Raw genomic sequence first — 10,632 nt, 5'->3', positions numbered from 1 at the left:
GTCAATCTGGACGTACGCTTTGCGACCAAACCTAAATAATGTCAGTCTAACGGATACCGTACTGCGCATAATGTATATTATGTTAAATACCGTATGTGTAAGCTATGGCTTGTAGCCTGAACCACCGTAAAGGTCTAAAATCCTGACCAACTTTCCTTAGGCTCCTAGCCTTACGTTTTTCATTGCCGTATCAGGATCTGCCCATGTCCGCCCTTGACGCTGTTCTGGTTTCCCTCGCTATTCTGGCGCTGCTTGGCGTTATCTTTGAAGAAGCTATTCAGGTAAACAAAGCCAAAACCACTTTGTTCTTTGGCACGCTGAGCTGGGTACTTCTCTTTCTGTTCAGTAATAGTCCCGATGAAACGGTTGCTATTGAGGCCGGATTATCCGAAAGCATTGCTGAAATTGCGGGCCTATGGCTGTTTCTTGTTGCAGCGATGACGTTCGTGGCCTATCTGAATAAGAAAGGGATGATAGAAAACATGATCTATCTGATCATGCCCCGTCAGGTTACTGAGCGTCGCTTGTTGTTTTTAACCGGCTTGTTCTGTTTCGTATTTTCGTCTCTGGCAGACAATATAACGGCAACGCTGGTGTCTTGTTCGCTGATTCTTTCCTTGAATCTTGACTTTAAGAAACGGCTGCAATTTATTGTTTTGGTTGTTTTTGCGGTGAACTCTGGTGGTGTTTCGCTTATTACTGGTGACGTGACCACTCTGATGATTTTCCTGGCAGAAAAGGTTGAGATTCTTACTTTGCTAACCCTGGCGATCCCAGCTTCAATCACTGTTTTTATTCTGGCGGTACTGCTTTCCCGGGGGCTTGATGGCACGGTGATACTCAAGGGAAATTCCAACGATGTACGCACGGTTGATGCCGTCATTGCCGCGTTGTTTTTAATCACGATTATCGGAACAATCACGGGTAACGCTCTTTTCAGCATTCCTCCCGTGCTTACCTTCCTGTTCGGTTTATCGATTATGTTCCTGGTATCCCGCTTTATGAGCGATGACAACGATCTGGACCCCATTCTCGAATACATCAGGGTTATCGAGTTTGAAACGCTTTTGTTCTTTTTGGGTATTTTGTTGCTGGTGGGAATGCTCAAGGAAATCCACGCACTGGATTCGCTGGTGGCTGTTTACGATGTACTACCGCCGGTTTATGCCAATTATCTGATGGGCATTTTCTCTGCAGTAATCGACAACGTGCCGCTAACAGCTGCCTTGCTTAAAGCGGGAATCGACATGACTCCGGCAGAATGGATGGGGCTAACCTATGCGGTTGGTGTGGGCGGTTCGCTACTGGTTATTGGTTCTGCTGCAGGTATTGTCGCTATGAGTAAAATCGAAGGCCTGACGTTTGCAGCTTACATGCGTTTCGCGCTGCATCTGTTGGTTGCGTATACGTTAGGCTATTGCGGCGTACTGGTGTTGGGTATGTTTATAAGCGGATAAGTTGCCGGACAGGTTCTGAGCCATTTTGACGTTTAAACCGGCGCCATAGAAGAATGAACAATAATGGGGGGATTTTTTGCCTCTTGTTAGTAACTTGCGGCAAGTAGATCCCGTTGGCTATAGCCGAAACCCGAATTTGCCCGGAATTTACATTCATTTAATTTCCCGGTAATCCTGCTATGAGCGCCCTACTTCCTTGCGGAAGCCCTGCGCCGGGGGTATCCTTCGCCTTCTCACTGTCAGCTGTTTTGGGCGCCTCTTGAGAAACCTTACTCCCGTCATTTTTATTGTTAGCATCATGTTTATACTTCTTAGTATATTCATGACGTTACCGGTTATTCTGCTTTACGCAACACCAACCGGTGCACCCAATGCTACGGCCTTTCTCGAATCGGCGGCCATTGTTTGCTGCCTTGGGCTTATCGGTGTACTTGCTACGCGCAGCAGATCGAAAGATCTGAAACCCCGGTACATGTTTGTGTTGACGGTTTCCAGCTGGTTTATTATTTCGATTCTCTCATCCCTCCCCTTCTACTTAAGCGACAATGGCATCTCCGCAGCGGATGCAATTTTTGAAGGCACCTCGGGCATTACGACCACTGGGGCAACGGTACTTAGCGGTCTCGATAATTTTGATAAGGACTTATTGTTGTGGCGCTCAATCCTTCAGTGGTTGGGAGGTATCGGGATTATCGGTATGTTCGTCGCGGTTCTTCCGTTTTTAAGAGTTGGTGGCATGAGATTGTTTGCTACGGAGTCTTCTGAGTGGACGGACAAAGCTCTCCCCAGGATGAAGACACTGAGTCGCGGGTTGTTGGTGGTTTACGGTTCATTCACCGCGCTTGCAGTGGCGACTTACTGGCTGTCCGGCATGTCTCTGTTTGATGCGTTCAACCACGGCCTGACGAGTATAGCGACGGGTGGTTTCTCTACCTCTGACCAGTCGATGGGTAAGTTCGACGATGTGATACTTCTTGAGGCATCGTTTTTTATGATGCTCGGCAGTTTGCCGTTTTTCTTATTTGTCAGGGAGCTTCATGGGCAACGTGGCGCGCTGTTCCGGGATCGTCAGGTGCGTCTGTTTCTGGCGATTCTCTTCACGGTGCCGGTTCTTCTTACGCTTTATCGCTGGTGGGTTTCACCCGTGCATTTCGACCCGCTCCACAACTACGTTTCTGCGCTCTTCAACGTTACGTCCGTCATCAGCACATCCGGGTATGCCTCTGAGGATTATTCTGCCTGGGGGCCACTGGCCTTTGTTGTTTTCTTCTTTTTAATGTTTGTGGGCGGTTGTTCCGGATCAACGGCCGGAGGTATGAAAATTTTTCGATTTCAGCTTTCGCTCATTGTTCTTCGCGAGCAGCTTATGCGTCTGCTGCACCCGCGGGCAGTGTTTACCCGGAACTACAACGGACGCGCAGTCAGTGATGAAATCATATCTTCGATGATTGCTTATACATTTATGTTCCTGCTGTGTCTGTTGGTGATAACAGTACTTCTGGCCTCGTTGCAGCTAGACTTCATCACGTCTTTATCAGGTGCCTTGACGTCATTGACTAACGTTGGTCCTGGCCTGGGTGACATTATTGGCCCTGCGGGCACATTCGGCCCCCTGCCGGATGCTGCAAAATGGATTCTATCGGTAGGAATGCTGATGGGACGTCTGGAAATACTGAGTGTGGTAATTGTACTTTCACCGGGCTTCTGGCGCGGTTGATTACCGGTACCAGAGTATGTGGCTGTCCTCCAGGGGCAGGTTCAGTCGTTCATCATTTACCCGGATTCTCGGTGTGAAGTGTTCAAACGGGCGATCAGGTACGCGAGCTTTAAACTGATAGGTGTGGTCTGCTCCTGCCATTTGATGGCTTATAACCATGGGCCGGACGATTCTTGGCCCCAGCTCAGAGGCTTCGGCCATGATCTCTACCGCCACTTGTTCTTTGCTCAGGCCATCCAGATAGACATCCAGAAAAAACAGTCTCTCGCCGTCGCATTCCTCGCTACGAAGTTCACCAAATCTCAGTTTTGGCCAATGTTGGCTGATATTGTCCTTTGTTTTCAGTAGCTCCTGTACATATTCGTAAGTCCGCTGAGAGCCTGAGTTGATCATTGGAAGGTAAAAGTCGGTTACATACTCCCGAACCATCCGGTTAGCTGAATACCGGGACGTCAGCTGATTCATACTGGCCCGAATTCGCTGCAACCATCTGGTGGGTAATCCTTCTGAATCACGATTATAGAATTCGGGAATTACCTGCTGCTCAAGAATTTTATATAGCTCCTCGGCATCGGCTTCGTCGTGCCTGTCTGTCTGGCTCAGCTCTTCAAATGTTGCGTTTGAACGTATGGCCCAGCCGACGTCGGGGGTCCAGGCTTCAGCCCACCAGCCATCGTATTGGGAAAGGTTCAGGCCGCCGTTGACCAGCACTTTCATACCGCTGGTGCCACAGGCCTCCCAGGGGTGGCGTGGCGTGTTTAGCCATACGTCCACACCCTGGATCAACTGGTTAGCTACAGCAAGGTCATAATCCTCTATAAAAACGATCCTGCCTTCAATTTCGGGCAGCATAGAGAATGATTTCCAGTGTTTGATTATCGATTTCCCCACTTGATCATGAGGGTGTGCTTTACCCGCCAGAACTATTTGCAGTGGACGATCTCGGTTGGTCAGCAGCTTAATGAGCCGCTTGGGGTCGCTTAGAAGTAAGTCTGGTCGCTTGTATTCAGTAAAGCGTCGTGCAAAACCCAGTGTCAGGGTTTCAGAGTCCAGCAGTAAACCGCAGGCTGCATCTCTGCTTTTACTATAGCTATGCTCACAATGCTGGCTGTGTAAGCGCTTGCGCAGGTAACTGATCAGCCGCTTGCGTTGCTCCCTGCGCATTTTCCAAAGCGCGGTATCGGGTATTGATTTTAATGGGCAGGGCTCATCCATGACTTGTCGCCAACGGTTCTGGCCACAAGCTGTCGTCCATATTTCATCAGATTCCGGGGAATCCCAGCTAGGCGTATGCACCCCATTGGTAACGTATTCCGCCGGAATATCAGCTTTGGGCCAGCGGGTAAACCATGGTTGAAAAATACTTTGAGTAACTTGTTGGTGAATTTTGCTGACCCCGTTAAAACGGCCGCTCATTCCCAGCGCTAAGCCCGCCATGTTCAGCAGGCCGTCGTCACCTGCCCTGGCAACCTCCATCAATGTGTCCAGGTTGTTGCTGTTCTCGGCAAGCCAGGGACCAAGATAAAGCTCGGCAAGGTTAGCCGGAAACCGGTCAAATCCAGCGGTTACCGAAGTGTGGGTCGTAAAAAGGTTGGAAGCTCTGGTAGCCATTCGGGCAACGGTGAACTCCGAGCCGTTCTCTCGTTGCCACTGATGGGCGCGTTCAACCAGAGCCAGGGCACTGTGTCCTTCGTTTATGTGGCACAACGTTGGTGCTCGTTTCAGTAATTCAAGCAGACGCCAGCCGCCAATACCCAGTACCATTTCCTGTTGGAGCCGTTTTTCCGGATTACCGCTATAAAGCTCGCTGGTGATACCCCGGTCACCCGGCTCGTTTCGTGGATCATTACTGTCCAGAAGCAGCAGTTCACACCGTCCTACTTGCCCTTTCCAGGCACGTAAATGTACTTCCCTGCCGGGAAATGGAACCGTCACTCTGGCCCATTCTCCGTTACTGTCCTGCAAGGGAGACAGCGGGAGCATGGTCGGATCGTTGTAGGGGTGGAATTCTATTTGGTCGCCGTCTGTAGTCAGAGCTTGTCGAAAATACCCTTGCTGGTACAGCAACCCGACAGCCATGACGGGAACACCAAGATCACTAGCCGTTTTCAGGAAATCGCCAGCCAGTACGCCAAGTCCTCCGCTGTATATGGGCAATGATTCTGAAAGTCCGTATTCCATGCAGAACCAGGCCACGCCCTCACCCAACGTCTGATTACAGTGTTCAGAATACCAAGTGTCAGCGTGAGCAAATGCTTTCTGACGAGTAACCTGTTGTTGGTATACCGCCAGGAATTCAGGGTCTTTGGATAGCGCCAGTAGGTGTTCATCTGAAACACCGTTCAGGACCAGCCAAGCGTTGTGAGTGGCCTCCCAGGTGTTTTCATCAAGTGATCGCCAAAGCTGATCGCTGCCATGATGCCAGCTCCACCTGAGATCCAGAGCTAAAGAACTGAGCCCTGCGAGCTTTTCAGGCAGCGTACGCATGGTGTATGCGGCTAGTGGCATGGTGGTGCGCCAGTTGGAGTTGCCGCATCTCTGGTCACGTGGGCATGCAACCAGGTTAGAAGTTCGGAAATCACCCGGGCATCGTTGTCTGCACCATCAAAATCAAGGCCCAGACCATCCTCAGCTCTGCGAACAACATGAGCAGTAAGGGTATGGTGAGTCTGTTGTTCTTCGGGTAGCCGGAATGCCAGTTGAATCGTCTGGTTCAGGCGGACACCTGTAAATTCAGTGGCCAGGAAGACTCCTCGACTTGAGGCATCCTGGATCTTTCCCGTAGCGACAGGCAGGCCTCGTTTGTAGACCAGTATCGGCAACTCTCCTTCGATTCGCTGACTTAACCGGTGTTCCATCTGGCACCCCTCGTCGTTGTATAGCGTTCTCATTACTTATAGCCCGTTATCAAATTGCCAACTTGATTCCGGTCAAAAAATAACCAACCGCTATTTTAGCGCCCATTAGAAGTGACTATTTCCCGGATACCTGACGCACTTACACGCTCCCAATAATGACTAGGGAGCTGCCAGATCCAGTTATTTTCGGTGGTGCCAGGGGTGTTGAACCGGGCTTCGGAGCCAAGGCCAAGGAGATCCTGCATAGGAACAATCACCAGACGCGATACAGAACTCATTGCCGCCTTAATGATGGGCAGCGGTTGGCTGGCGATATCCGCTTCAGAGATATTAAACTCTTGATTTACCAGGTTTCGGGTGGGCTCATCCAGACTTTGATACCACCCAAGTGTGGTGTCGTTATCATGGGTGCCGGTGTAAACGAGATCATGCTCCTGGTGATTGCGAAGCAAGTGCGGATTGGCTGGGCTGCCATCGAAACCAAACTGGATAACAGTCATGCCTGGTAACCGGAAGCGGTAACGCAGCTGCTCAACATCCTCACCAATCAGGCCCAGGTTCTCAGCAACCAGCGGCAGGTCTGGCAATTTTTCAAAACAGACCTTTAAAAAGGCTTCACCCGGGCCAGGTACCCAGTATCCGTTTACAGCCTTTGGTTTGTCTGCCGGGATTTCCCAGTATGCCTGCAGGCCCCGAAAATGATCGATGCGAAGCAGGTCAAACAGCTCCCGCTGGCATTTTAAACGGCTTATCCACCATTGGTATCCATCAGCAGCCATAGCTGTCCAGTCATAAACCGGGTTTCCCCAATACTGGCCATCGGGTGAAAAATAGTCCGGGGGGACTCCGGCAACGACGGTGGGCTGCCCCTCGCCATCCAGCTTAAAAAGTTCAGGATTCGCCCATACGTCGGCACTGTCGTGAGCTACGAAAATCGGGATGTCGCCAAAAAGGAGTACTTCCCGATCGCGGGCATATTGGCGGAGCACCTGCCACTGTATATGAAACAGAAACTGCTCAACCCGAAATCGTTCAAGTGCGTTTTTGTTTTGCGTGGCAAATTCCGTAAGGGCTGACGGTGAGCGCAGACGAAGATCTCTTGGCCATTCGGTCCAAACGGAACCGGGGAACGATTCCCTGATTGCCATAAACAGCGCGTAATTCTCAAGCCAGTTGGCGTGGTCAGAAACGAATTGCTTCCAGGTGCCTGGATTCAGTTGTGGTGTAGCCGTATATTGCCCGTTGATCAGTCGCTCGGCAGCTTTTGCCAGTAACAGACTACGGGGTTCTCCTGGTGATTCCTGCGTCACCAGACCTGATTCGATCAGCTCTGATAGGTCAATCAATGCCGGGTTACCGGCGTGTGCCGACAACGACTGATAGGGAGAAAGATCCTGGTGGGTCGGCCCGGTTGGAAGTACCTGCCAGACTGTCATTCCCGCGTCTGCCAGAAAATCTACAAATTGGCGGGCAGAAAGGCCTAGTTTACCGTTAGTACCAGGCAGAGCCGTTGGGTGTAGCAGAACCCCCGCCCGGCGGCGGTTAAACACCTCGATGGCGGGAAATCGCTCAGTCATGAAGGCTTTCCAGGTTCATGTCCGGTGCGCATTGCACCACCGCGGGCAGGCTCCCCTCCTCCCTGGCTCAGAGGCTGGAATAAACTGGACGGTGCAGGATAACCAATGTTGTCATACAGATTCACCAGATGCCGGCGATATAAGTGCTCGAACCCTTTTACGACAGCGGCCGGGTTGTAATCACCAAACCACCAGAACCAGTCAGAACCTTCGCATAAACCCAGTTGCCTGCTGGCCCGGGCTTTTTCCTCGTGAGACAAGGCTCCATTGTCCATCGCTTTGTCGTAGTGATGCTTTGCTTCGCACAATAAATCCCAGGCCCGGTTTTTGTCGGGATCACCAATCCAGGTCGAAAAGGTTCCATAAATCCAGCTTCCTGCGACCAGATAAGGTAATTGCTCAGGCTCGGTCACGGATTTCTGTATCAGTTCAGTATAGGTGGTCAACCGCAGCGCAGGGTGATCACCAAGAACACGGTAAAGCTCATCGAGGAAGTAATAACCGTTTTCCGGATAATGCTCCCAGGCATTCTCCCCATCCATAATAATGGAGATAACGACGTTGTCCTTGTGTTTGTTATCGTTGGCGATGTTTTCCATATGATGGACAAGATCAGCTACTGCATCTCTCGCGTGCCAGTCCGCATAGGTAAAGCCTATGAGGTCAGACAAACCATCATCGCGAAAGAAGACGGTTAACGGTGCATCGCCAAACCTGAATGGACAATGACGTCGCGTATTGCTTTTGATGATCCCCTGCTCCTGAGCCAGATTCAGACTGTTCTGAAGGACCGAATCTCCACTGGCACTCCACTGGAAACCAGAGTCCTGTAGTAGTGAGAGCGTCTCCTGGCTTAAAGCACCCTCAGAAGCCCAGCACCCGCAAGGGTCAGCGCCGAAGACACGGCGAAATACCCGTTTTCCTTCTTCAAGGTGCCACGCGGCTCGTTCGGCTCCCCCGGGGTATTGGCTGCACTCTGGTAAATTTATGTCTGGCATTGCTTCCCTGGCTGAATTGAAATCCAGCAGTAATGGCAAAATAGGATGCGCCCATGGGCTAATGGCTAGTTCCACCTGGCCGGTTTGTGACAGTCGCCGGTAGCGGGGTGTCAGGCTAGCCATCTGTTCAGAAACTATATCAAGAAGCGCACGGCGATCTTCCAACGTGTATTGATGCCCTTTTTCCTGAAGGCTTTGGATAACCGGGTGACTGCGCCGGACGGTTTCTCCCATCCAGCCCAGGTGGTACCAGACCAATAAATCAGCAAGAAACTGAACGGATATATATCGCTGAATTTCTGGCCGGGTGCGGTATAAAACAGCAAGTTCAGACAACCTGAGGTAGGGGGCGAAACGCTTGATTATCCGTTCAGTATTTGCCTGCAGGCAGCTTTCCATCAGCTTCAGGAACTTCGGTGAGCCCGGCTCCGGCAGTGTGTCGGCCACCAATGCAGCCAATACCGGGTCGGTCATGACGGAACCACTATTTCGCCACAGCTCAATCTGGTTCAGATACTCTTCTATCTGCTCAATCAGAACAGGTGCAAAGTTTATGATTGCGCGTGCCTCAGGGTGGGCCTCAAGGTGGGCCGCCATATCGGCATAATCTTTAATGCTATGCAGGTACACCCAGGGAAACAGGAACTCCCCAGTGCTCTGGTCCTGATAATCCGGTTGGTGCATATGCCAGCAAAGTACGACGGGGGTTCGGCTGTCAGAGGCCATGAGGGTAATCCTGGCCAAGCATTTCCGGCGTAATCAGCACGACGCCTTTCGGGGAAACGTGAAAGCGACGGCGGTCAGACTCATGATCAAAGCCGATACGGGTGCCTGCCGGTATTTTGCAGCCCCGGTCAATGACCGCTTTTTTGATATGGCAGTTACGCCCGATATCAACATCGGGATAAATAACGGAGTCTTCAATGGTTGAGTAGGAATGCACTCTGACTTGCGAAAACAGCAATGAGTGACGAACCAGAGCACCGGAGACGATACAGCCACCGGCCACCATGGAATCAACGGCGGTACCGCGCCGATTTTCATCGTCGAATACAAACTTTGCCGGAGGCAATTGTTCCTGGTAAGTCCAGATTGGCCAGCGGGAATCGTACAGATTCAGCTCTGGGCTGATATCAATAAGTTCGAGGTTGGCCAGCCATAACGAATCAATGGTACCTACATCCCGCCAGTAAGCAGGCTTGTGTTTCACCGGATCTCTGAATGGAAAAGCACAGACTCTTAATCGCTCGATCACCGTCGGGATAATGTCCTTGCCGAAATCATGGGACGAAGCGCTGTCCCGAAGCTGATCTCGCAGCAATTCATCAAACAGTACCCGGGTACTGAAAACGTAGATCCCCATGGAAGCCAGAGCTTTGTCGGGTTGGCCAGGCATGGCTTGCGGATTATCCGGCTTTTCTTTGAATTCGGTAATCCGGAGGTTTTTATCTACCGCCATTACCCCAAACGCTGAAGCCTCATCCAGAGGGACCTCAATACAGCCAACGGTTATATCTGCTTCCCGCTCTACGTGTGCTGCCAGCATGGTACCGTAGTCCATTTTGTAAACATGGTCACCGGCAAGAATCAGTACGTATTCAGGGTTGTGACTTTTAATAATATCCAGGTTCTGAAGTACCGCGTTGGCGGTGCCTTCATACCACGATGTTTCTATTCTTTGCTGGGCCGGGAGTAGTTCGACAAACTCCCCCATTTCACCCCGAAGGAAGCCCCACCCCCGTTGAATGTGACGGATCAGTGAGTGAGACTTATACTGAGTGATCACTCCTACCTGCCCGATACCGGAATTGATGCAATTAGATAGGGGGAAATCGATAATTCGGAACTTACCCCCAAATGGCACGGCGGGTTTGGCTCGCCATTTTGTCAGGTCGTGTAATCGACTACCTCGGCCGCCGGCCAAGACCAGGGCCAGAGTGTGCCGCGTGAGACGGCTGACAAAACGCTGGGAGGTTTGCATAACAGCTTCCCTGATATCAGAATAATTGCCGACAAAAACTTGAC

7 protein-coding genes are annotated in these 10,632 nt (G+C 51.1%); 2 read left to right on the top strand and 5 right to left on the bottom strand.

Annotated elements, in window-relative coordinates; translation table 11 throughout:
• Window positions 1-203 precede the first annotated feature (203 nt).
• Both nhaD and ABYA77_RS09330 read left to right on the top strand, forming a co-directional pair.
• The gene (nhaD, locus tag ABYA77_RS09335; RefSeq protein ID WP_372965690.1) at window positions 204-1,457 is read left to right on the top strand and encodes a sodium:proton antiporter NhaD; all 1,254 of its coding nucleotides are present in this window, start codon (window positions 204-206) and stop codon (window positions 1,455-1,457) included.
• A 298-nt stretch (window positions 1,458-1,755) separates the two neighbouring features.
• Window positions 1,756-3,174: a TrkH family potassium uptake protein gene (locus tag ABYA77_RS09330; protein WP_372965689.1), complete on the top strand. Its 1,419-nt coding sequence runs from the start codon at window positions 1,756-1,758 to the stop codon at window positions 3,172-3,174.
• On the opposite strand, the gene glgP is transcribed toward ABYA77_RS09330, so the two are convergent.
• From glgP to glgC, 5 genes are all read right to left on the bottom strand, one after another.
• Window positions 3,175-5,682: an alpha-glucan family phosphorylase gene (gene glgP / locus ABYA77_RS09325; protein WP_372965688.1), complete on the bottom strand. Its 2,508-nt coding sequence runs from the start codon at window positions 5,680-5,682 to the stop codon at window positions 3,175-3,177.
• The gene (locus tag ABYA77_RS09320; protein WP_372965687.1) at window positions 5,673-6,065 is read right to left on the bottom strand and encodes a PilZ domain-containing protein; all 393 of its coding nucleotides are present in this window, start codon (window positions 6,063-6,065) and stop codon (window positions 5,673-5,675) included. Before ABYA77_RS09320 ends, glgP begins: the two co-directional genes overlap by 10 nt.
• 62 nt (window positions 6,066-6,127) lie before the next feature.
• The gene (gene malQ, locus ABYA77_RS09315) at window positions 6,128-7,609 is read right to left on the bottom strand and encodes a 4-alpha-glucanotransferase (protein ID WP_372965686.1); all 1,482 of its coding nucleotides are present in this window, start codon (window positions 7,607-7,609) and stop codon (window positions 6,128-6,130) included.
• Window positions 7,606-9,333: a glycoside hydrolase gene (locus tag ABYA77_RS09310; protein WP_372965685.1), complete on the bottom strand. Its 1,728-nt coding sequence runs from the start codon at window positions 9,331-9,333 to the stop codon at window positions 7,606-7,608. Before ABYA77_RS09310 ends, malQ begins: the two co-directional genes overlap by 4 nt.
• Window positions 9,323-10,588 (bottom strand): glucose-1-phosphate adenylyltransferase, encoded by a 1,266-nt coding sequence (gene glgC / locus ABYA77_RS09305; RefSeq protein ID WP_372965684.1) that lies wholly within the window; start codon window positions 10,586-10,588, stop codon window positions 9,323-9,325. The genes ABYA77_RS09310 and glgC overlap by 11 nt, the downstream gene beginning before the upstream one ends.
• Window positions 10,589-10,632: the final 44 nt, after the last annotated feature.

The organism is Marinobacter sp. (assembly GCF_041595835.1).
Lineage (GTDB): Bacteria > Pseudomonadota > Gammaproteobacteria > Pseudomonadales > Oleiphilaceae > Marinobacter.
The sequence above is the reverse complement of the archived record's forward strand: the minus strand, read 5'-3'. Positions and strand labels throughout refer to the sequence as shown.

Bases quoted from the DNA above. Each gene is read 5' to 3' on its own strand.
- malQ (WP_372965686.1), bottom strand. From the start codon at position 7,609: ATGACTGAGCGATTTCCCGCCATCGAGGTGTTTAACCGCCGCCGGGCG.
- nhaD (WP_372965690.1), top strand. From the start codon at position 204: ATGTCCGCCCTTGACGCTGTTCTGGTTTCCCTCGCTATTCTGGCGCTG.
- ABYA77_RS09320 (WP_372965687.1), bottom strand. From the start codon at position 6,065: ATGAGAACGCTATACAACGACGAGGGGTGCCAGATGGAACACCGGTTA.
- glgP (WP_372965688.1), bottom strand. From the start codon at position 5,682: ATGCCACTAGCCGCATACACCATGCGTACGCTGCCTGAAAAGCTCGCA.
- glgC (WP_372965684.1), bottom strand. From the start codon at position 10,588: ATGCAAACCTCCCAGCGTTTTGTCAGCCGTCTCACGCGGCACACTCTG.
- ABYA77_RS09330 (WP_372965689.1), top strand. From the start codon at position 1,756: ATGTTTATACTTCTTAGTATATTCATGACGTTACCGGTTATTCTGCTT.
- ABYA77_RS09310 (WP_372965685.1), bottom strand. From the start codon at position 9,333: ATGGCCTCTGACAGCCGAACCCCCGTCGTACTTTGCTGGCATATGCAC.